21 protein-coding genes are annotated in these 19,449 nt (G+C 56.6%); 9 read left to right on the top strand and 12 right to left on the bottom strand.

Going from position 1 to position 19,449, the window contains the following annotated elements; translation table 11 throughout:
* Positions 1-2 precede the first annotated feature (2 nt).
* Complete coding sequence (locus tag O1723_RS15880) at positions 3-1,208, top strand: MFS transporter (protein WP_023336873.1); 1,206 nt, start codon at positions 3-5, stop codon at positions 1,206-1,208.
* Positions 1,209-1,436: 228 nt separating this feature from the next.
* Here O1723_RS15880 and O1723_RS15875 read toward each other — a convergent pair whose 3' ends face one another.
* Both O1723_RS15875 and O1723_RS15870 read right to left on the bottom strand, forming a co-directional pair.
* A complete protein-coding gene (locus O1723_RS15875; RefSeq protein ID WP_014882911.1) occupies positions 1,437-1,892 on the bottom strand; it encodes a hypothetical protein in 456 nt (151 codons plus the stop codon).
* 294 nt (positions 1,893-2,186) lie between these two features.
* Entirely contained in the window at positions 2,187-3,071 is an 885-nt protein-coding gene (locus O1723_RS15870; protein ID WP_014882912.1) for a LysR family transcriptional regulator, read from the bottom strand.
* Positions 3,072-3,190: 119 nt separating this feature from the next.
* On the opposite strand from O1723_RS15870, the gene gstA reads away from it, so the two are divergent.
* The 3 genes from gstA to O1723_RS15855 all read left to right on the top strand — a co-directional run bounded on the left by gstA (position 3,191) and on the right by O1723_RS15855 (position 5,264).
* The gene (gene gstA, locus O1723_RS15865) at positions 3,191-3,796 is read left to right on the top strand and encodes a glutathione transferase GstA (RefSeq protein WP_023336874.1); all 606 of its coding nucleotides are present in this window, start codon (positions 3,191-3,193) and stop codon (positions 3,794-3,796) included.
* A 211-nt stretch (positions 3,797-4,007) separates the two neighbouring features.
* Complete coding sequence (locus tag O1723_RS15860; protein ID WP_023336875.1) at positions 4,008-4,826, top strand: AraC family transcriptional regulator; 819 nt, start codon at positions 4,008-4,010, stop codon at positions 4,824-4,826.
* A 75-nt stretch (positions 4,827-4,901) separates the two neighbouring features.
* On the top strand, positions 4,902-5,264 hold the full coding sequence (locus O1723_RS15855; RefSeq protein WP_014882915.1) for a cupin domain-containing protein: 363 nt from the start codon (positions 4,902-4,904) through the stop codon (positions 5,262-5,264).
* 65 nt (positions 5,265-5,329) lie between these two features.
* On the opposite strand, the gene O1723_RS15850 is transcribed toward O1723_RS15855, so the two are convergent.
* Positions 5,330-6,211 (bottom strand): LysR family transcriptional regulator, encoded by an 882-nt coding sequence (locus O1723_RS15850; RefSeq protein ID WP_014882916.1) that lies wholly within the window; start codon positions 6,209-6,211, stop codon positions 5,330-5,332.
* 105 nt (positions 6,212-6,316) lie between these two features.
* Between O1723_RS15850 and budA the strand changes: the two genes are divergently transcribed.
* The 4 genes from budA to O1723_RS15830 all read left to right on the top strand — a co-directional run bounded on the left by budA (position 6,317) and on the right by O1723_RS15830 (position 10,185).
* Positions 6,317-7,096 carry an acetolactate decarboxylase gene (gene budA, locus O1723_RS15845; protein WP_014882917.1) on the top strand — a complete coding sequence of 260 codons (780 nt, stop codon included), beginning with the start codon at positions 6,317-6,319 and terminating at the stop codon, positions 7,094-7,096.
* 58 nt (positions 7,097-7,154) lie between these two features.
* A complete protein-coding gene (alsS, locus tag O1723_RS15840) occupies positions 7,155-8,789 on the top strand; it encodes an acetolactate synthase AlsS (RefSeq protein WP_226862280.1) in 1,635 nt (544 codons plus the stop codon).
* A gap of 20 nt (positions 8,790-8,809) precedes the next feature.
* Complete coding sequence (locus tag O1723_RS15835) at positions 8,810-9,580, top strand: (S)-acetoin forming diacetyl reductase (RefSeq protein WP_014882919.1); 771 nt, start codon at positions 8,810-8,812, stop codon at positions 9,578-9,580.
* A 131-nt stretch (positions 9,581-9,711) separates the two neighbouring features.
* Complete coding sequence (locus O1723_RS15830) at positions 9,712-10,185, top strand: cold-shock protein (RefSeq protein WP_479983840.1); 474 nt, start codon at positions 9,712-9,714, stop codon at positions 10,183-10,185.
* A 108-nt stretch (positions 10,186-10,293) separates the two neighbouring features.
* On the opposite strand, the gene O1723_RS15825 is transcribed toward O1723_RS15830, so the two are convergent.
* The 5 genes from O1723_RS15825 to O1723_RS15805 form a co-directional block, all read right to left on the bottom strand.
* Positions 10,294-10,998, bottom strand: coding sequence for an ABC transporter ATP-binding protein (locus O1723_RS15825; RefSeq protein ID WP_014882921.1), 705 nt, complete (start codon positions 10,996-10,998; stop codon positions 10,294-10,296).
* The gene (locus O1723_RS15820) at positions 10,985-11,821 is read right to left on the bottom strand and encodes an ABC transporter ATP-binding protein (RefSeq protein WP_248190751.1); all 837 of its coding nucleotides are present in this window, start codon (positions 11,819-11,821) and stop codon (positions 10,985-10,987) included. The genes O1723_RS15825 and O1723_RS15820 overlap by 14 nt, the downstream gene beginning before the upstream one ends.
* Entirely contained in the window at positions 11,814-12,647 is an 834-nt protein-coding gene (locus O1723_RS15815; protein WP_023336877.1) for an ABC transporter permease, read from the bottom strand. Before O1723_RS15815 ends, O1723_RS15820 begins: the two co-directional genes overlap by 8 nt.
* Positions 12,647-13,660 (bottom strand): ABC transporter permease, encoded by a 1,014-nt coding sequence (locus tag O1723_RS15810; protein ID WP_248190750.1) that lies wholly within the window; start codon positions 13,658-13,660, stop codon positions 12,647-12,649. The genes O1723_RS15815 and O1723_RS15810 overlap by 1 nt, the downstream gene beginning before the upstream one ends.
* A gap of 97 nt (positions 13,661-13,757) precedes the next feature.
* Positions 13,758-15,326, bottom strand: coding sequence for an ABC transporter substrate-binding protein (locus O1723_RS15805; protein ID WP_014882925.1), 1,569 nt, complete (start codon positions 15,324-15,326; stop codon positions 13,758-13,760).
* A gap of 201 nt (positions 15,327-15,527) precedes the next feature.
* Between O1723_RS15805 and O1723_RS15800 the strand changes: the two genes are divergently transcribed.
* Positions 15,528-16,226, top strand: coding sequence for a GNAT family N-acetyltransferase (locus tag O1723_RS15800; protein ID WP_014882926.1), 699 nt, complete (start codon positions 15,528-15,530; stop codon positions 16,224-16,226).
* Positions 16,227-16,553: 327 nt separating this feature from the next.
* Here the strand turns inward: O1723_RS15800 and O1723_RS15795 are convergent, their stop codons facing one another.
* The 4 genes from O1723_RS15795 to O1723_RS15780 form a co-directional block, all read right to left on the bottom strand.
* Positions 16,554-17,294 carry an SDR family oxidoreductase gene (locus O1723_RS15795; protein ID WP_014882927.1) on the bottom strand — a complete coding sequence of 247 codons (741 nt, stop codon included), beginning with the start codon at positions 17,292-17,294 and terminating at the stop codon, positions 16,554-16,556.
* A gap of 274 nt (positions 17,295-17,568) precedes the next feature.
* Positions 17,569-18,216 (bottom strand): anti-sigma factor, encoded by a 648-nt coding sequence (locus O1723_RS15790; RefSeq protein ID WP_014882928.1) that lies wholly within the window; start codon positions 18,214-18,216, stop codon positions 17,569-17,571.
* A complete protein-coding gene (locus O1723_RS15785; RefSeq protein ID WP_023332333.1) occupies positions 18,213-18,767 on the bottom strand; it encodes an RNA polymerase sigma factor in 555 nt (184 codons plus the stop codon). The genes O1723_RS15790 and O1723_RS15785 overlap by 4 nt, the downstream gene beginning before the upstream one ends.
* A 43-nt stretch (positions 18,768-18,810) precedes the next feature.
* Positions 18,811-19,374, bottom strand: a complete 564-nt coding sequence (locus O1723_RS15780) for a fasciclin domain-containing protein (RefSeq protein WP_014882930.1) — start codon at positions 19,372-19,374, stop codon at positions 18,811-18,813.
* Between the last annotated feature and the right edge of the window lie 75 nt (positions 19,375-19,449).

Here is a 19,449-nt window from a genome sequence, read left to right as displayed (position 1 = left end):
ACATGTCCGCAGAACATTTCCTGCCCGTTGCAGATCAGAAAAATAATATTATACGCCTGTCGGCCGCACAGGCTCTCGCCGGTGCTAACTCCGTCGTCTTTTATGCCACAGGGGCAATTGTGGGTAACGCGATTGCACCCAGCAACTCACTGGCCACGCTGCCCATCACCATGTTTGTTCTGGGGATGGCAGCCTGCATTCTGCCGTTAGGCTCATTGGCGCGGAAAAATGGTCGTAAAACTGCCTTTATGGTCGGCACCGGAGCAGGCGTCATCACCGGCCTGACGGCTGCTCTGGCCGTCTTCATCGGCTCATTCCTGCTGTTCTGCATTGCTGCATTTATGGGCGGTGCCTATGCGGCGGTCGCGCTAAGCTTTCGTTTTGCCGCAACGGATGGCGTTACGCCCGAACGCCGGGCCCGGGCCCTGTCGCTGGTTATGGGGGGAGGAGTGATAGCTGGCGTGGTTGGTCCTATGCTGGTTTCCGGAACGATGCACCTCTGGCCGCCTCATACCTTTGCCGTCACGTTCATCGCCCAGGCGCTCGTGGCCGTTATATCAGCGTTCATTCTTAAAGGCGTGAAAACGATAGATTCCGTCAGCACGGTTGGAACAGGTGGACGACCTCTGAGCGTAATAGTCCGACAGCCGGGGTTTGCCAGAACCGTATTCAGCGGTGCGGTAACCTATATGGTGATGAACTTCCTGATGACAGCAGCACCACTCTCGATGCACATGCACGGCATTTCTCAGCAGGCGTCAAATCTCGGTATCCAGTGGCATGTTATTGCCATGTACGGTCCCGGTTTTTTCACCGGTAAATTAATTAACCGCTTTGGGGCTATGCGTATCGCCGCTGCGGGTCTGCTTATCACGGCATGCTCTGTGCTGGCCGGACTCGGTGGAACCGATATTTTCCACTACTGGCTGTCGTTAATATTGCTGGGTCTGGGCTGGAACTTTGGCTTCACCGGCGCATCGGCGAAGATCATTGAATATCACCGACCCGAAGAGAAAACCCAGGTCCAGTCCCTGAACGATTTTGTGGTGTTTGGGGTGATGATTGTTGGGTCATTTTCTTCAGGGGCCCTGCTCAGTCTCTACGGCTGGAACGCCGTCCTGTGGGGATCCCTTGTTCCCGTTGGGCTTGCATTTTTAGGTATTATTAACGGGTTGCGGACAAAAAAGCAGGATAAATTAATCTTCTGAAGCAGTTATATTTGCGGCCTGGAAGCGGTTTATATTGATGTGAAAGGTATCCAAAGCCCAAAATCAACGAGCATGATTTTGGGTATATTTCTCGATGTTCACTAGCCCCATAATCTAATCAACGTCCGTTTCTCGCTCTTATCAGACATTCAACAAACAAAATTGCATTTTGCGTAAGGACGACATCCTGTTTTTCATCAAGCAGAACCCGGCCCTTCATCACCCGCCTCAATGCGCCGTAATATAAGGCTTCTTCACAAACTCCGCCAGCAGCCAGACCATATCATGCAGCAGTCCGACGAGTTCTTTCGCCACGCTTGCAGGCAGTGTCTCGCCCATCACCGCCAGCGTTAACGCCACCGCATAGTCCACTTGCAGCGTCGTCTCCTGCCAGCAGTCCGGCACGCAGGAGGTCATCTTTTCCCCTGCTATTAACTGTTCAACCAGATACGACGGCAGTTCAGCATCACAGCACTCCCGCAGCCGCTTCAACGCAGCCAGCAATCGCTTGCAGAGCGTTTTAACCGTCACCGCGTCGTCAGTGTCCACCAGCACGCTGACATACGCGGTACAGGTATCGACCAATTCAAAGAGATCCGCAGAATCGGAAATTGTAGTATTGATAAGGTGATGAACTGCGCTTTCTTCACAGAACGCGTAAGAAACTTCAGGGGTAGTAGCCATTTAGCATCCTAATTGTCCAAAATAAGTCATGTTATGCTAACGGGTTCCTACGCCCGGTTACGGATGTGCCGCAACGCAGGCACTTTACGACCGTGAAGAAGGGAAGAAAAGCGATACACCTGAATTACATAAGGTTGCTTGCAGGTTTGCGAGGCGGCTTCCAGAAGGGCATTGCCGGGTGGCGGCTACGCCTTACCCGGCCTACAACGCCGCCAATCAGCTTACCCGCGACACGAACCGTGGGCCCGCGCAAGCGCAGCGCCGCCGGGAACTGTTTGCACCGCGGTTACGCCTTCACGCAGATCTTTTCATTTTGAGCAACCCTTCTAATAACGCCTGCGTTGCCTGGGAAGATTTTCCCGCCGCCGAACAAACCAGCCCAAATTCCCGGCAGAGTGAAGGCGTCACGGGCACGACGCACAACCCGCGTAATTCACCAGGCAGGGCGGATTCTGGTATCAGCGTGACGCCCATGCCTTCGCGTACCAGCAAGCAGGCGCTGATCCAGTCGCGGACGGTCACACGTACATCAGACAGCTGCAAACCAGCCTGTTCCATCAGGCTTTCTCCGTTGACGGCACAACCGCCCGTGGCGAGCACGAAGGGCTGGTCCGCCAGTTCCTCAAGCGTGATGCCGCGCGAACGTACATAGCGAGCCTGACGGTGACTGGCCGACAACACCGCGACCCATGCATCTTGTCCTAAGATCGCTTCAGCACGTCCGGGAACAGGGTTCATGACCACACCCACATCAACCGTATCTGCCGCCAGCCACTCTTCGACCTCCTGGTCCGTTCCTTCGAGTACGACCACCTCAATTTCAGGATGCAGGCGCTTAAAGTCGCGCAGCAGTCCTGGCAAAAATGTGGCTGTCACCGAGGGAAAACTGGCAAGACGAATGCGCCCGCCACTCAGCCCCCGGCTCTTATCCGCCAGTACGCGGATGGCGTCCAGCCGCGCCAGCATGCTCCTTGCTTCTTTGACCACCCGTTCACCCTGGGCAGTCACGCCGACGTGGCGTCGCTCACGCGTGAATACCGCAAATCCTAATGAAGCCTCTAACTGAGCGATCGCCTGGCTGGCACCCGATTGCGTCATGCCGACCTCTTCAGCGGCACGCGAAATATTACTGGCATCGGCCACGGCAACCAGTAAGCGCCAGTGTAAAAGATTCATCATATTTATCAGTAGCTCAGCTAATGGCTTATTTATGGATCATTAATTTTACAGCGAAGGCGGCTTTAAGCACAGTGTATTCAAACCGAAGTGTCACCCCTCACAGCTTTAACGGAGAGATTATGAAACTCTATTACGCCCCGGACACCTGTTCACTTTCACCCCATATTGTGCTTCGCGAACTGGCGATTGAGTTCGAACTGGTTAAAGTAGATAACAGAAGCAAGCTTACCGCTGACGGGCGCGACTTCCTGACCATCAACCCCAAAGGTTATGTCGCCGCGCTTGAACTGGATGACGGGAAAATCCTGACCGAGGGGCCAGCCATTTTGCAGTATCTTGCAGACCTCAAGCCAGAAAGCGGGCTGGCACCGCGAGCAGACAGCTGGGAGCGAGTGCGGCTTCAGGAATGGCTTAACTTTATCACCAGCGAAATACACGCGGGATCGGCACCTCTTTTTAACCGCCAACTGCCCGAAGAGGTCAAATCCATTTTTCGTGAGAAGCTGTTCAGGCGGTTCTGTTTTCTTCAGGAGACGCTTTCCGCAAACGCTTATCTGACAGGCTCGTCGTTCAGCGTGGCGGATGCCTATCTTTTCACCGTGCTGGGATGGTGCACGTTCTTCTCAATTGAACTGAACGACTGGCCAGCACTACTGGCATTCAGAGAAAAAATCAGTACCCGCCCCGCAGTGCAGGCCGCAATGCGTGCGGAGGCGAAAGTCTAGTTCTGCGTATTCCGCCGCATGGAGTAATGCCTGAAGCAGGAGTCTAGTGAGGATGGGGAGCCAGGATGCGTTAGCATCCTGTCACTCTGCATCTGATTGCCCTGCGCTGAGAGGGTGCTCTCCGACCCCGCGATGCCTACAACGACTTTCCAAACTCCACTCGATGCGTTTATGGTGTTGTTTCACCCTCACTGGGCATCAGGTGTCAGCTATGTCGAATGCAAAAGCCAACAAAGACTGGGTCAGACTGGCGCAACAACCCGGAAAAATAGAGCGCATAGAGGCGTATTTCAGCGGACATGGCTATGAGCCGCATCGTCATGACACTTACGCCATAGGACGGACCTTATCCGGGGTGCAGAGTTTTCACTATCGGGGGAGTAAACAACATAGCTTGCCGGGCGGGACAATGGTCCTGCACCCTGACGAAATACATGACGGAGAGGCGGGAACGAACGACGGATTCCAGTATCGGATGCTGTATATCGATCCGGCGTTAATTCAAAAAATCCTGGGCGGAAAGCCTTTGCCGTTTATTCCCGGCGGCATTTCATCCGATCCCCGGCTTTTTGCAGCGACCGAACCGCTGTTAAAAGCGCCAGAAGAATCTTTCGATACGCTGGAAGAAGACGATGCGCTCTACGATCTCGCCCACACGCTGGCCGTTGTGGGAGGGCAACGTTTTCGCCGGAATTGCGTGGATTATCACTCCGCAGAACGCGCGCGCGAATATATACACACTGAATTCATTCAGAACATTACGCTGGATACCTTATCCGCCGTAAGTGGCAGAGATCGCTGGAGCCTGAGTCGGGACTTCCGTGCGCTTTATGGAACGAGTCCTTATCGCTATGTGACCATGCGTCGTCTTGAGTACTGTCGGCGCCTGATTCAGGCGGGCCTGTCGCTTGCTGAGGCTGCCGTTGCTTCGGGATTTTCAGATCAAAGCCACATGACTCGTCAGTTCATCAAAACGTTGGGTATGTCACCGGGGCGTTGGCAAAAATTCATCAAAGGTAACCCTGCCTGACTTGCACGATCGTTCAAGACCGGCACTCCGACCTTATTCTATCCTGGACGTTTCTCAACCATAGGGAATGTCACCATGTATCAACCTGTTAATCTGGAAAATAAGTTTTCTCTCTTCGACGCACACTGGCAGCCGAAAGTCATCGCCCAGATGAACGACTATCAGTTTAAAATCGTCAAAATATCGGGTGATTTTATATGGCACGCGCACCCGGAAACCGATGAAGCATTCATCGTAGTTGAGGGTGTGTTACGTATTGATTTTCGTGACGGACATGTGCTCGTCAATCCAGGGGAAATGTACGTTGTGCCAAAAGGCGTTGAACATAAAACGTCTGCTGAAACAACGGTAAAAATGATGATGATAGAACCTTGTGGGGTCCTGAATACCGGACACGAAGGCGGGGATCGCACCGCAGAAAACGACGTCTGGATTTAACGACGGAGTCTATGTTGCCGGGTGGTGGCTACGCCTTACCCGGCCTACAAAAACCTATACAGCCGCTACCCCTCACTCATCATCGTCAAAAACCGCTTCACTGTCCGCGAACGCTCAAACCGACGCCAGCAGAGCGCGATATCGGTATAAAGTTCCGGTGAGTTCAACGCATGATAGGTGACATTCGGCGGAGAAATGGCCGCCATCGATTTCGGCACCAGCGCGAATCCGCCGCCCGCGGAAACCATGCTCAGCGAAGATGAAAGCTGTGACGCCTGCAGCGCATGCTGCACGTCGATTCCGGCCCGCTCGCAGTAGCTGTAAACCCGGTCATACAATCCCGGCGCGACCTCCTGCGGGAACAGCACCACCGGTGTATCCCGCAGCTGCTCTAAGGCCAGCGAATCGCTCTCCGCCAGCGGATGGTCGCGATGCAGCGCCACCACCATCGGCTCGCGGTCGAGAATTTTGATTTCAAACATCTTGCTGCTTTCGCACGGCAGGCGCACGAAGGCGATATCCAGTTCACCGTCCGCCAGCATCGTCGTCAGCGACGACATATTGGCTTCTACCTGATGAACCTGCACCGCCATGTTCTGCACCTGAAACTGACGGATTAGCGCGAAAATCTGAGGATGAAAAGCGTCGGAGCTGGTGATGCCTATCGACAGGCTGCCGTTCAGCCCGCGCGCGATGCCGCGCGCTTTCTCCAGCGCGGCGTCGCTCAGCGCCAGGATCTTACAGGCGTCCTCATAGAAGGCTTCTCCCGCCTCGGTCAGCTCTACGCCTCGCGTCAGACGCCTGAACAGCGGGGTGCCCACTTCCTCTTCGAGCCGTTTGATCTGCTGACTCAGAGGTGGCTGTGAAATGCCCAGCGCTTTGGCTGCTTTGGTGAAGTGTCGCTCGCGTGCAACCGCGACAAAATACCGCAGATAACGAAGTTCCATATCTAAAACGTCTCAAACCAGCATGGTTTCTATATTGGAACTCTCTGCTGAATCGGGTCAACATTTATTTAACCTTTCTAAATAAAGTTGAAGAGGACGAGCATGATGATGCATTCATCTGCCTGCGACTGTGAGGCCAGCTTGTGCGAGACCCTGCGTGGGTTCTCCGCCCAGCATCCTGACAGCGTGATCTATCAAACATCGCTAATGAGCGCCCTGCTAAGCGGCGTCTACGAAGGTGAGACCACCATCGCCGATCTGCTGGCACACGGTGATTTTGGCCTGGGTACGTTCAACGAACTGGATGGCGAAATGATTGCCTTCAGCAGCCAGGTATACCAGCTGCGTGCCGACGGCAGCGCCCGGGCTGCGAAGCCGGAACAGAAAACGCCGTTCGCGGTGATGACCTGGTTTCAGCCGCAGTACCGTAAAACCTTTGATACGCCGGTCAGCCGTCAGCAGATCCACGATGTGATCGACCAGCAAATCCCGTCCGATAACCTGTTCTGTGCGTTGCGTATCGACGGTAATTTCCGCCACGCCCACACCCGCACCGTACCGCGCCAGACGCCGCCGTACCGGGCGATGACCGACGTGCTGGATGACCAGCCGGTGTTCCGCTTCAACCAGCGCGAGGGCGTGCTGGTCGGGTTCCGCACCCCGCAGCATATGCAGGGCATTAACGTGGCCGGTTATCACGAGCATTTTATTACTGACGACCGTCAGGGCGGGGGACACCTGCTCGACTATCAGCTTGAGAGTGGTGTGCTCACCTTCGGCGAAATTCACAAGCTCATGATTGACCTGCCCGCCGACAGCGCGTTCTTACAGGCCAACCTTCACCCGAGCAATCTGGATGCCGCGATCCGTTCCGTCGAAAACTAACAGGAGAACTACCGTGAACAGTGAGAAACAGTCACGTCAGTGGGCGCATGGCGCCGATATGGTTGTCGGCCAGCTGGAAGCGCAGGGCGTGAAGCAGGTATTCGGGATCCCGGGGGCGAAAATCGACAAAGTGTTTGACTCCCTGCTGGACTCCTCCATCGAGATCATACCCGTGCGTCACGAAGCGAATGCGGCGTTTATGGCGGCAGCGGTAGGGCGGTTGACCGGTAAAGCCGGGGTGGCGCTGGTGACCTCCGGCCCCGGCTGTTCCAATCTGATCACCGGCATTGCCACCGCCAACAGCGAGGGCGATCCGGTGGTCGCCCTGGGCGGGGCGGTCAAACGCGCGGATAAAGCGAAGCTGGTGCACCAGAGCATGGACACCGTCGCCATGTTCAGCCCGGTGACCAAATATGCCGTCGAAGTCAGCTCGCCGGACGCGATTGCCGAGGTGGTATCGAACGCGTTTCGCGCCGCCGAGCACGGCAGGCCGGGGGGCGCGTTCGTCAGCCTGCCGCAGGATATCGTCGACCAGCCTGCGACGGGGACGATTTTACCCGCCAGCGGTGCGACGCTGATGGGTCCGGCACCGGAGTCTGCGATTAACGACGTGGCGAAGCTTATCGAAAACGCTAAAAACCCGGTCATTTTACTTGGCCTGATGGCCAGCCAGCCCGCGAACAGCGATGCCCTGCGTAAGCTGCTGGAGAAAAGCCGTATCCCTGTCACCAGCACCTATCAGGCCGCCGGGGCGGTGAACCAGGAGAACTTTACCCGCTTTGCCGGACGTGTCGGCCTGTTCAATAACCAGGCGGGCGACCGACTACTGCATCTGGCGGATCTGATTATCTGCATCGGCTACAGCCCGGTGGAGTACGAGCCGTCTATGTGGAACAGCGGCGACGCCACACTGGTGCACATTGACGTGCTGCCTGCCTATGAAGAGCGTAACTACGTGCCGGATCTTGAGCTGGTGGGGGATATCGCCGGAACGCTGAACCTGCTTGCCAGCCGGATCGAGCATAAGCTGGAGCTGAGCCAGCGCGCCTCTGAAATCCTGGTCGATCGTCAGCATCAGCGGGATCTGCTCGATCGTCGCGGCGCCTCGCTCAACCAGTTTGCTCTGCACCCGCTGCGCATCGTGCGCGCCATGCAGGACATCGTCAATAACGACGTGACCCTGACCGTCGATATGGGCAGCTTCCACATCTGGATCGCCCGCTACCTTTACAGCTTCCGCGCGCGTCAGGTAATGATCTCCAACGGCCAGCAGACCATGGGCGTTGCCCTGCCGTGGGCGATTGGTGCCTGGCTGGTGAACCCGGGCCGCAAGGTGGTATCGGTCTCCGGTGACGGTGGCTTCCTGCAGTCGAGCATGGAGCTGGAAACCGCGGTGCGCCTCAACGCCAACGTGCTGCACATCATCTGGGTGGATAACGCCTACAACATGGTGGCGATCCAGGAAGAGAAAAAATACCAGCGCCTTTCCGGCGTCGAGTTCGGCCCGGTCGATTTCAAAGTCTATGCCGATGCCTTCGGCGCGAAAGGCTTTGCCGTGGAGAGTGCTGAAGCGCTCGAACCGACGCTGCGCGCGGCGATGGATGTCGATGGCCCGGCCGTGGTGGCCATTCCCGTCGACTACAGCGATAACCCGCTGCTGATGGGCCAGCTCCATCTCAGCCAGATTTTGTGACTCAATATAAGGACAGAGAAATGCAAAAAGTTGCTCTCGTAACCGGCTCAGGCCAGGGGATTGGTAAAGCGATTGCGCTGCGCCTGGTGAAGGATGGCTTTGCCGTTGCCATTGCCGACTATAACGATGAGACGGCAAGAGCGGTCGCCGATGAAATCATCCGCAACGGCGGCAAGGCCGTCGCCGTGAAGGTGGATGTCTCTGACCGCGAGCAGGTGTTTGCGGCGGTGGAAAAAGCGCGCACCGCGCTGGGCGGATTTAACGTCATCGTTAATAACGCCGGGATTGCGCCGTCCACGCCTATCGAATCCATCACGCCAGAGATTGTCGACAAGGTCTACAACATCAACGTGAAAGGGGTGATCTGGGGTATTCAGGCTGCCATCGACGCGTTCCGCAAAGAGGGGCACGGCGGGAAGATCATCAACGCCTGCTCCCAGGCAGGCCACACCGGCAACCCGGAACTGGCCGTGTACAGCTCCAGCAAGTTCGCGGTTCGCGGCTTAACCCAGACCGCAGCGCGAGACCTTGCTCCGCTGGGCATCACCGTTAACGCCTATTGCCCAGGCATCGTCAAAACGCCGATGTGGGCAGAAATCGACCGTCAGGTCTCCGAGGCGGCGGGCAAACCGCTTGGCTACGGGACGGAAACTTTTGCCAAACGCATTACGCTGGGTCGTTTGTCCGAGCCGGAAGATGTCGCCGCCTGCGTTTCATACCTCGCCGGGCCGGATTCTGATTACATGACCGGGCAATCCTTATTGATTGATGGTGGGATGGTGTTCAACTAAATACTAATAAGCTCTGACATGAGTTTTCCCCTGCCCCCGTGCAGGGGCTTTTTTTTGTCTCCTTAGCCATTGTGCATTACACTGCGCGCTGCAAAACTTTAGTCATTACGATCTGACAGGCGGTAACAGCGATGAACGGAACAATCACAACGTGGTTTAAAGATAAAGGCTTTGGATTTATCAAAGATGAAAACGGCGATAACCGCTATTTTCATGTGATTAAGGTCGCCAACCCTGATCTGATTAAGAAAGATGCGGCGGTGACGTTCGAACCGACGACGAATAATAAAGGCCTTTCCGCCTATGCGGTGAAGGTGATCCCCGAGAGTAAACACCTCTATATTGCGGGCGAGCGCGTGAGGCTCACCTCGATCAAATCCTTCGTGGTGTTCAGCGAAGAAGAGCCGGTTGAAACCAAAATCGACAAAGAAAACGCGGTGCTGTCGGTGGGTCTGCTGATGAACAGCATTAAACCGAAATCCGAGGTAAAATCGGGTGAAATGCGCACCGTGAAGAAGCTGGCGATCACGACCTTCCAGAACACGACGCTGATCTTTACCGAAGATGAAATTGACATTGACGCTACGGTCAAGCTGCTGAAGTGATTTGTTGCCGGGTGGCGGCGATGCCTTACCCGGCCTACGAAAAACCCTCAACGCGGCACGAAACGTAGGCCCGGTAAGCATCGCGCCACCGGGCACAGCCGCACCCGTTTACCCCATCCTGTGCTCGCCCCGTAACATCGCCTCCCGATCAAACACCTTCTGGATCTCCCCGTGTGCCATAAATGCCGCCCGGTCGGACATATGGGCAATCACGTCCGCATCGTGGCTCACCAGAAGATAGGTCATGTCGTGGGCGGCTTTCAGGCGGTTGAGCAGGTTAAGAATTTCCGCCTGCACGGACATATCTAGTGCCGAGGTCGGTTCATCCAGCAGCAGAAGCTGCGGGCGCAACAGCAGGGCACGGGCAATCGCCACGCGCTGACGCTGGCCGCCGGAAAGCTGGTGCGGATAACGTTTCCCCGCATCGGCAGACAGGCCCACCTGTTTAAGCGCATCCGCCACCTTTTCCGCAATCTGCGTTTCGCCATGGATGTTCAACGGCTCCGACAGCGTGCGTGCAATGGTGTGGTTCGGGTGCAAAGACGCCCACGGATCCTGAAACACCATCTGCACGTTGCGACGCAGCGTGCCTTGAAAACGTCGCCCGGGCGTTAACGTCTCTCCCAGTAGCGTAATGTTCCCGCGCCACTCGCGCTGCAGCCCCGCCAGCACGCGCAGAAGGGTCGATTTCCCGCAGCCGGATTCCCCGATCAGGCTGAAGGTTTCGCCTTTCGCGATGGTAAAGCTGGCGGCAGAGACCGCCGTCTTTTCCCCGAAGGTGACCTGAACCTGGTTAACCTCAACGAGCGCCATCGTTCGCCTCCTTCCACGGCTGCGAACGGTCGAGCGTCGGCAGCATCTGCCCAAAGGTATTGGCATTTGGCCTGCAGGTCCACAGGGTGCGCGTATACGGATGCGTTGCCTGAGGGAGGTGGCTTGCCGCCATCTCATCTACCTTTTCGCCCTGATACATCACCAGCACGCGGTCGCAGTGTTCCGCCACCAGCGGCAGGTCATGGCTGATTAACAGCATCGCCATCTGGCGCGCTTCACACTGCTGCACCAGCAGTTCGAGGATCTGGTTGCGCAGGCGAGCGTCCAGCGCTGAGGTCGGTTCGTCGGCAATCAGCACCTGCGGGTTGTTGATGAGCGCAATCGCAATCATCACCCGCTGGCCCATGCCGCCGGAAAGTTCGCCGGGATAACGCTGAAGCACATGTTCGCTCAGTCCGACAGCACGAATGATGTCGTGAATGCGCGCCACGCGTTCTGAACGGGGCAGGCGCTGATGCAGCGTGAGCGCCTCGTCAAGCTGAGCGGCAACGCTTTTCACCGGATTGAGCGCGTAGCGCGGGTCCTGCAAAACCATCGCAATCCCGTTGCCGCGCAGCGCTTGCCAGCGGCGGGCGTTCAGGGTCAGCAGATCGTTGCCCAGCACGTTAAGTTGCCGGGCGCTCACCATGCCGGGCTTACGTACCAGCCCCATCAGGGCGCGGGCAGACATCGATTTACCCGAGCCGGATTCACCCACCAGCGCCAGACGCTCGTTGCCAAGCGTAAAGCTCAGGTTGTTGACCACGCGTGCGGCGGGGTAGTCGATATTCAGCGCATCGACGATAACGCGGTGTTCAGTCATGTTGCGGCTCCAGTACGTCACGCAGGCCATCGCCTAGCAGGTTAAAGGCCAGGCTGGCAAACAGAATGGCTCCGCCGGGAATGGCGGCGATCCACCACTGGTCGAAAATCACCTGCATGCCGTCAGCAATCATTGCCCCCCATTCAGCCATTGGCGGACGGGCGCCAAGGCCGAGGAAACCGAGCCCGGCGGCGGCCAGAATAATGCCGGCCAGATCCAGCGCCAGCCGCACAATCGCAGACGGCAGACACAGCGGCAGAATATGGCCGACCAGCAGGCGCGGGCCGCGAATTCCCATCATCTCGGCAGCGGCCAGATAATCGCTGTGGCGCAGACGCTGAATTTCACTTCGCGCCTGACGTGCATAAGCAGGCCAGGTGGTTAAGGCCAGCGCCAGCGCGCCGTTGACCAGCCCTGGGCCCAGCATCGCCACAAACGCGAACGCAAGGATGAGGCGCGGCATCGACATCACCACGTCGGTAAAGCGCATCAGGAGGCGCTCCATCCAGCCGCCGTAGTAGCCGGACAGGATCCCCACCAGCAGCCCGGTGGGCAGGGTAATGACCGTCACTAAGGCCACCAGCCCGAGCGCCGGACGGGTGCCGTAAATCAGGCGCGAGAGCAGGTCGCGCCCGTAGCTGTCGGTGCCGAGCCAGTGCTGGCTATTCGGTGCCTGCAGGCGCGAGGCGGCGTCCTGCCAGTTCGGGTCAACCGGTGCAAGCCAGGAGGCGAACAGGGCGATCACCATCAGCAGCACGATGGCAATCAACCCGCAAAAGGCGGCAGGAGAACGTCGCAGGCGACGTATAAAGAGATAAAACGGCATCAGCGCACCCTGGGATCGGTTGCCTGCACAAGCAGGTCGGTAAGGTTATTGATCAGCACAAAACAGATGCCAATCAGCAGCGTGCCGCCCATGACGGCGGTAGTGTCTCCGGCGAGCAGGGCGGTGGTGAGGTAGCGTCCGATGCCTGGCCAGGAGAAGACGGTTTCCGTTAATACCGCACCTTCCAGCATGCTGGTGTAGGCCAGCGCAATCACCGTCAGCAGGGTGCTGCGAATGTTCGGCAGCACGTGGCGCAGCAGAATAGTCATCTCCCCGGCCCCCTTGGCGCGAGCGAGCAGGATGTACTCTTTGTTCATTTCGCTCAGACAGGCGGAGCGCGTCAGGCGGGTAATGCTTGCGAGCGAGTAATAGGCCAGCAGCAGCACCGGCAGCACAAGGTGGCTGAGGGCATTGCGAAACGCCTCGCGATCGCCAGAAAGCCAGGTATCCACCAGCGCAAAGCCGGTGCGTGGTTCGACGGTGAACTGCCAGATGTCATCCAGCCTGCCGGGACCCGCGCTCCACTGCAGCTTCGCGTAGAACAGGGCCAGCATCAGCAGGCCAAGCCAGAAAATCGGCACCGAGTTGCCGAGCAGGGTGAGCGTTCTGAGCGTTAAATCAAGCGGCGAACCGGCATAGCGGGCGCACAGCACCCCGGCAATCACGCCGAGCACGGCGCCGATGATTAAGGCCAGCGTAGCCAGTTCGAGCGTGGCGGGAAAAGCGTGCAGCAAGTCCTGCAACACCGGCTGGCCGGTGGCGCTGGCAGTGCCCAGATCACCGTGGGCAAGGTCTTGCAGGTAGTGCCAGAACTGCACGGGCAGGGGGCGATCTAACCCGAGCTGGTGGCGAACCTGATCGTAGGTGGACTGGCTGGCGTGATCGCCGACGATCTGCAGCACGCGATCGACCGGTGAAAATGCCGAGAGCGCAAACGTGACGAGCAGCAGCCCGAAAAGCGTGAGCAGCAGAGTCAGCAGAGCCTGAAGCACGCGGGTGGAAAGATGTGGCATGGGAAATCTCTTCATGCCGGGTGGCGGCTTCGCCTTACCCGGCCTACAAAACCGAGAACACAGGCCGGGTAAGCGCAGCGCCACCCGGCAACAAAGGCTACTTCGTGACGCGATCGTACCAGACCATGTCCGCGTTCAAGCCCTGCTGATATCCCTTCACGTTATCGCGCACCACGATCTGGGTTTTGCCCTGATCGACGAACACATACGGCGAGCTATGTTGCAGCTGTTCCTGCATTTTCTTGTACAGATCCAGACGTTTCGCCGGATCCGGCTCGGCAACCGCCGCCAGCGTGGCTTTGTTAAGCTCGGGAATTTTCCAGCTGTTCAGACCGGCTACGGTACTGGATTTGCCATCGTTCCACGCAAAGGCGCTGGCGTTAGAGTGCGCATCAAAGTAGTCCGGGATCCACAGACGAATCGCCGCCTGATGCTGCTTTGCGCGCACGCGGGCATAGACCTGGCTCCCGGCAGCGGGCAGCAGATCGACCTTCACGCCCCCCTGAGCAAAGCTCGCCTGCATGGACTGGGCGATGGTGATAAACGGCGGCTTGTTCTCCACGTCCAGCGTGAAGTGCGCGTCTTTAATGCCCGCTTTGGCGAGAATTTCTTTCGCCTTAGCCGGGTCAAACGTGAATGGATTCGCTTCCAGCGCGCCCGGCAGACCGACCGGCAGGAAGCTCTGATGCACAAAATACTGGCCTTTCAGCAGGTTTTTGGTAATGCCTTCATAATCAACCAGCCAGCGTGAAGCCTCCCAGAACGCCGGGTTGTTGAGCAGCGGGTTAGCGCTGTTGCCGGTGTTAAACACCAGATAATTTTGCTCGGCGGACGGAATGCTCAGCACCTTCACGCCCGGCTTGCCCTCCAGGGCGCTAATCTGGTCTGCACCCAGATCGCGCGCCACGTCGGCATCACCCTGCTGGATCAGCAGGCGACGGGAAGCCGGATCGGGAACGTTTTTAATGATGATGCTTTTAAGCTTCGGCGCGCCGCCGGGAGCCGATTCGTTGGCTTCCAGCACGATAGCTTGATGCGGCTGATAAACGCGCATTTTGAACGCGCCGCTGCCTGCCGAGTGCATTTTCAGCCAGGCGTTGCCGAAGTCGTTGTCCTTCACGTTCGCCACCACCTGCTTTTCATCGACGATGGAGGCAATCGGCGTGGAGAGAATATTCAGCGCCACCGACGGGCTAACGTCCGCCGTCCAGTGAAGCTGGAGGGTATGGTCATCCACTTTTTTCAGCTGGCTGGCGATGTTGCTCGCGTCCCAGCCCAGCACGTTGAGGATAAACGCCGGGGATTTGTTCAGCGTCACGGCGCGGGTATACGAGAAGATCACGTCTTCCGGGCGCAGTGGGTTTCCGGAAGCGAATTTCGCATCGGGCTTAAGCTTGATGGTCAAGGTTTTTGCTGCCGCGTCGGCTTCCCAGCTTTCCGCCAGAATCGGCGTGATTTTTTCCGGGTTATCGCGGTCCGGTTGCACCAGACGCTGATACAGGCTCGGTACGGTCTGGATGCTGGAGAGCTCGTTGGCTTCGGCCGGGTCGAGGCTTACGATGTCATCAAGCCCCTGGGCAACCACCAGCGTATTCGGCGGAGTAGCGGCGTGGACTGCGTTTGAGAGCGCGGCCAGCACCAGTAACGGCAACAGTTTTTTTGTCATAGCGATCCCTGAAATAACTCTATTGTGATTGTTTTATGCTCCGCTACGTTAGGTCGACTAAGACATTCCGCAAAGTCGAAATTCAGCTTTGCTTATGCCTTCCGGGAATAACGCATACGCTAAGGCTATTAGAATGCGCTGCTTTTCGTCCGCTTTTTAACCTGCTATAACAAACTCCTTACCTTTCAGGGAGTCACCGCCGTGCCCGAAATCAATCAACATGGTCAAACCGTTAACGATATTGTTCCAGACTGGAAATGCGCCCGGATCTTAACCCGCACCCCACTTACCGGTCAGTATTGCCGACTGGAGCCGCTGGATACCGATCGCCATTCGGCTGATTTATACGAAGCCTACGCGCTGGGTGATGACAGTGACTGGACGTGGCTTGCCAGCACTCAGCCGGAAAGCGTTGAGGCCACTGCGCACTGGGTGCTGGGAAAGGTGATGGATGACGATCTGGTGCCCTTTGCCGTAATCGATTTACGCACTGAACAGGCGGTAGGGCTGGTGAGTTACATGGCGATTGAGCGGTTTCTCGGCTCGGTGGAAATCGGGCATGTCACCTGGTCGCGCAAAATGAAGGGCACGCGTTTGGGTACCGAGGCGGTGTGGCTGCTGCTGAAAAATGCCTTTGAGCATAAGTACCGTCGACTGGAATGGAAATGCGATTCAATGAACATTGCCTCGCGCAATGCGGCGGAGCGGCTGGGTTTTGTCTGGGAAGGTCGCCTGCGTCAGAAACTTGTGCGCAAAGGGCGTAACCGCGACAGCGATATGCTCTCCATTATTGATGGCGAATGGCCGCAAAGAAACGCGGAGCTGTGCGCCTGGCTGGCTGCGGAGAATTTTGACGCAGAAGGGCGGCAGATTCAGCGGCTTGAGGCATTTAGGTTATAAGTCTTGTATGTAGGGTACAGCTGGAACGGATAATTACTCTGAGGAAATGGCAATTTCAATCAGGTTGGTTTCTCCGGACTGGACACCCATGGCGTGACCAGGACCGCTGGCGGTATGCAAATTGATAAAGCCCGTTTTGCCGAGGCTTTGGCATAGCCGTCGGCAATGGCAACCACGCTGCTCTTCTGGAGTACCAAATATATTTTCTACGTCTTCTCTTTCCAGAAGTTCAAGGAAAATATCGGCACCCGTCCGCATATTTCAATCTGATATAGACGTTAATGATTTAATCATGATGACACCTCATTTAGCGTTATTTAAGGCATGCTAAAATTCTTCCTGCGTCGGACGAACCACAATTTCATTAATATCAACGTCGCCAGGCTGTTCAATGGCAAATAAAACGGCTCGGGCAATGGCGTCAGCCGGAATAGCCTGCTTATAGAATTCGTGCAAAAACGCCAGGCTGTCTTTATCAGAACTGCCGAACTGCAGTTCGCTTTCGACGGCGCCGGGGGAAATAAGCGTCGTGCGGATAGTTTTCCCCACCTCCTGACGTAACCCTTCGCTCAGGGCGCGAACGGCAAATTTAGTGGCGCTGTAAACGACGCCGCCGGGGGCAAGCACTTTGATACCCGCAACGGAAGCCACGTTAATAAAGTGTCCGCTACCCTGACGCTGGAACACCGGTAACGCCGCGGCAATGCCGTACAGCACGCCCTTCAGGTTAGTATCAATCATCTTGTCCCACTCGTCGGTTTTGCGCTCGCTGATGGGGGCTATCGCCATGTAACCGGCGTTATTGATCAATACGTCCACGCGCTGGTAGGCCGTCACAGCGGCATCGATGGCGGCCTGAACCTCTTCCTGACGGGTGACATCGGCCTTCACGGCAATCGCCTTGCCGCCCTGCTGGATAATCTGATCCACCAGGGCATTAATCCTGTCGAGGCGGCGCGCCACCAGCACCAGCGAAAAGGCCTTATTCGCTAAATACAGGGCAATGGCCTGACCGATGCCGCTGCTGGCGCCGGTGATAACGACAACGTTGTATGCACTGTTATTCATGATCTTATCTCGCTGTTGAGTAATGCAAAAAATAAAAGGCAGGGAGGTGTTAATGAATAATGACAAATTCATTAACGCGGATTTTTGATATATTGTGTATCGGAAATAAAATGATGGCTATTTAAAACTTAATGGAGTGTGGAAGAGTCTGTCAATATCATATTTTTAATATTTAAACGGATTGCATGCCTAACGTTTATTTATTATATGTAAGCGAGAATAGTATAAAAAGAAATGGGGTGACGCTGGAGGCCCTGCGAACAAGGCCTAAGGATTAGATTTTGCCACTATAAAGCACCGGGCCTGTTGGCAAGCCTGTGGGTGATCCGCCCTCTGGTTCAAGGCTTATCGCTATCGTGGCGCCAGGAGGAAGCGTTGTGTTCCTGAGGGTCACCTTCGTCGGTATGTTGCTATGCAGTAATCCCAGCGAGACAGGGTTCTGTCCGGTCGGAATCAGCCAAAGCTGCAGGCTGTGCTGCGCCGGGACGGCGGCAGGTCCGAGAGGAGCAATACTCAGCTGCTGACGGCGGCTGTCCGCACTCACGACCCACTGCCCGTGCTGTTGGGCATCGTTGAGCACCATCAGCGGTGCGAGCGTCGGCGCGCGGGTGGAATACCACGTCACGACGCTAAAGGCGGCAAGACCGGCTGCCACCATCCAGCCGAGGTAAGGTCGATGGTTGCGCAACGGCTGTTTAGACGGCAGTTCGAGGGCAATTTTTTTCCACACCGACTCAGGGGGAGGAATGGGGACAAGATGGCTATCGAGCGTGCTGAGCATTTCCTGCCAGTACGCTACGCGGGCGGCCAGAGCGGGCTCATTGGCAAGCCTTTTCTGGAACTGAAGCCGCGCGCCTCCCCGCAGGGTGCCGAGGGCATATTCTGCTGCCAGCATGTCGTCGCGTTTTTCTGCGTTATTCATAGCCCCACACACTCCCGGAGATGATCCATTGCGCGACGTATCCAGCTTTTCACTGAGCCTACAGGCTGCTGGAGCCAGTCGGCAATATCGCTGTGAGACATCCCCTGATAGTAGGCGAGCGTAATGCTCTGGCGCTGCTCGCTACTCAAATGTTCGAGACAATGCCTGAGCCGTTCTGCCTGCACATCGTCGTGCCAGTTGTTCTGCTCGTCATTCTCGCTCGGCAGAAGCGCGTCGGTATACGGCGTCTCGCGGTCGGCTGCCCGGGTTTGCCCGCAACGCAGCCAGTCAATACAGCGATTGCGAACAATATGCGTAAGCCAGGTCATCGGGGAACTGAGGGCGGCGTTATAGGTTTCGGCTTTACTCCAGACCGTGAGAAAACAGTCGTGAAGGATCTCTTCTGCCCATGCCCGGTCACGCAACATGCGCAGCGCGACGGCAAACAGATGCGGCGAGGTGAGTCGGTAGAGTTGTTCAAATGCACGGCGATCGCCTTTCGCGACCGCCTGCATTAATTTCTGCTGCTGTTCAGCCAGCGCGTTATCCATGTTTTTCCCGAAAGGCAACGGCACACTTCCGAAGTATAGACAACTACTTAGGCATCAGAACGGTATCAATGACATCGATAACGCCATTTTTTTGATGAACGTCGTAGGTGCTGATGTTTGCCACATTGCCCTGACCATCCTTAAGCTGAATATTGTGCAGGCCGTTGCTCATGATCCACAGCGGCTGACCGTTAACGGTCTTCAGCTCCGCGCGACCACCACCCTGTTTAATTTTCTGCTCCAGCGCTTTCATATCGTAATTACCGGCAACCACGTGATAGGTCAGGATGCTGGTTAGCAGTGCTTTGTTTTCGGGTTTGACCAGGTTATCGACCGTACCGGCGGGTAATTTCGCAAACGCCGCATTGGTCGGCGCAAACACGGTGAACGGTCCTTTGCTCTGCAGCGTATCCACCAGTCCGGCAGCTTTGACAGCGGCCACCAGAGTCGTGTGATCTTTCGAGTTCACGGCGTTTTCAACAATATTTTTGCTCGGGAACATTGCCGCTCCGCCCACCATCACGGTGTCAGACGTCATGGCTGCTGATGCGCCTGCACAGAAGAGTAAAGCGCTGGTTACGAATGCAACACGGGTTAGCTTTTTCATCATCATTCCTCGGATTGGGGAGCAAAGGGGTTGCTCACATACCCATATACGAAGGGAGGGTGGAAACTGGATGCA

This window comes from Enterobacter cloacae complex sp. HYC080_NIDB, from assembly GCF_056673325.1.
The sequence above is the reverse complement of the archived record's forward strand: the minus strand, read 5'-3'. Positions and strand labels throughout refer to the sequence as shown.

What these genes read in the sequence shown, in the direction of transcription:
- O1723_RS15785 (WP_023332333.1), bottom strand. Translation starts at nt 18,767, where the DNA reads ATGGATAACGCGCTGGCTGAACAGCAGCAGAAATTAATGCAGGCGGTC.
- O1723_RS15805 (WP_014882925.1), bottom strand. Translation starts at nt 15,326, where the DNA reads ATGACAAAAAAACTGTTGCCGTTACTGGTGCTGGCCGCGCTCTCAAAC.
- O1723_RS15855 (WP_014882915.1), top strand. Translation starts at nt 4,902, where the DNA reads ATGTATCAACCTGTTAATCTGGAAAATAAGTTTTCTCTCTTCGACGCA.
- O1723_RS15880 (WP_023336873.1), top strand. Translation starts at nt 3, where the DNA reads ATGTCCGCAGAACATTTCCTGCCCGTTGCAGATCAGAAAAATAATATT.
- O1723_RS15795 (WP_014882927.1), bottom strand. Translation starts at nt 17,294, where the DNA reads ATGAATAACAGTGCATACAACGTTGTCGTTATCACCGGCGCCAGCAGC.
- O1723_RS15860 (WP_023336875.1), top strand. Translation starts at nt 4,008, where the DNA reads ATGTCGAATGCAAAAGCCAACAAAGACTGGGTCAGACTGGCGCAACAA.
- gstA (WP_023336874.1), top strand. Translation starts at nt 3,191, where the DNA reads ATGAAACTCTATTACGCCCCGGACACCTGTTCACTTTCACCCCATATT.
- O1723_RS15780 (WP_014882930.1), bottom strand. Translation starts at nt 19,374, where the DNA reads ATGAAAAAGCTAACCCGTGTTGCATTCGTAACCAGCGCTTTACTCTTC.
- O1723_RS15835 (WP_014882919.1), top strand. Translation starts at nt 8,810, where the DNA reads ATGCAAAAAGTTGCTCTCGTAACCGGCTCAGGCCAGGGGATTGGTAAA.
- alsS (WP_226862280.1), top strand. Translation starts at nt 7,155, where the DNA reads ATGGTTGTCGGCCAGCTGGAAGCGCAGGGCGTGAAGCAGGTATTCGGG.
- O1723_RS15830 (WP_479983840.1), top strand. Translation starts at nt 9,712, where the DNA reads ATGAACGGAACAATCACAACGTGGTTTAAAGATAAAGGCTTTGGATTT.
- O1723_RS15790 (WP_014882928.1), bottom strand. Translation starts at nt 18,216, where the DNA reads ATGAATAACGCAGAAAAACGCGACGACATGCTGGCAGCAGAATATGCC.
- O1723_RS15870 (WP_014882912.1), bottom strand. Translation starts at nt 3,071, where the DNA reads ATGATGAATCTTTTACACTGGCGCTTACTGGTTGCCGTGGCCGATGCC.
- O1723_RS15815 (WP_023336877.1), bottom strand. Translation starts at nt 12,647, where the DNA reads ATGCCGTTTTATCTCTTTATACGTCGCCTGCGACGTTCTCCTGCCGCC.
- budA (WP_014882917.1), top strand. Translation starts at nt 6,317, where the DNA reads ATGATGCATTCATCTGCCTGCGACTGTGAGGCCAGCTTGTGCGAGACC.
- O1723_RS15820 (WP_248190751.1), bottom strand. Translation starts at nt 11,821, where the DNA reads ATGACTGAACACCGCGTTATCGTCGATGCGCTGAATATCGACTACCCC.
- O1723_RS15810 (WP_248190750.1), bottom strand. Translation starts at nt 13,660, where the DNA reads ATGCCACATCTTTCCACCCGCGTGCTTCAGGCTCTGCTGACTCTGCTG.
- O1723_RS15825 (WP_014882921.1), bottom strand. Translation starts at nt 10,998, where the DNA reads ATGGCGCTCGTTGAGGTTAACCAGGTTCAGGTCACCTTCGGGGAAAAG.
- O1723_RS15875 (WP_014882911.1), bottom strand. Translation starts at nt 1,892, where the DNA reads ATGGCTACTACCCCTGAAGTTTCTTACGCGTTCTGTGAAGAAAGCGCA.
- O1723_RS15850 (WP_014882916.1), bottom strand. Translation starts at nt 6,211, where the DNA reads ATGGAACTTCGTTATCTGCGGTATTTTGTCGCGGTTGCACGCGAGCGA.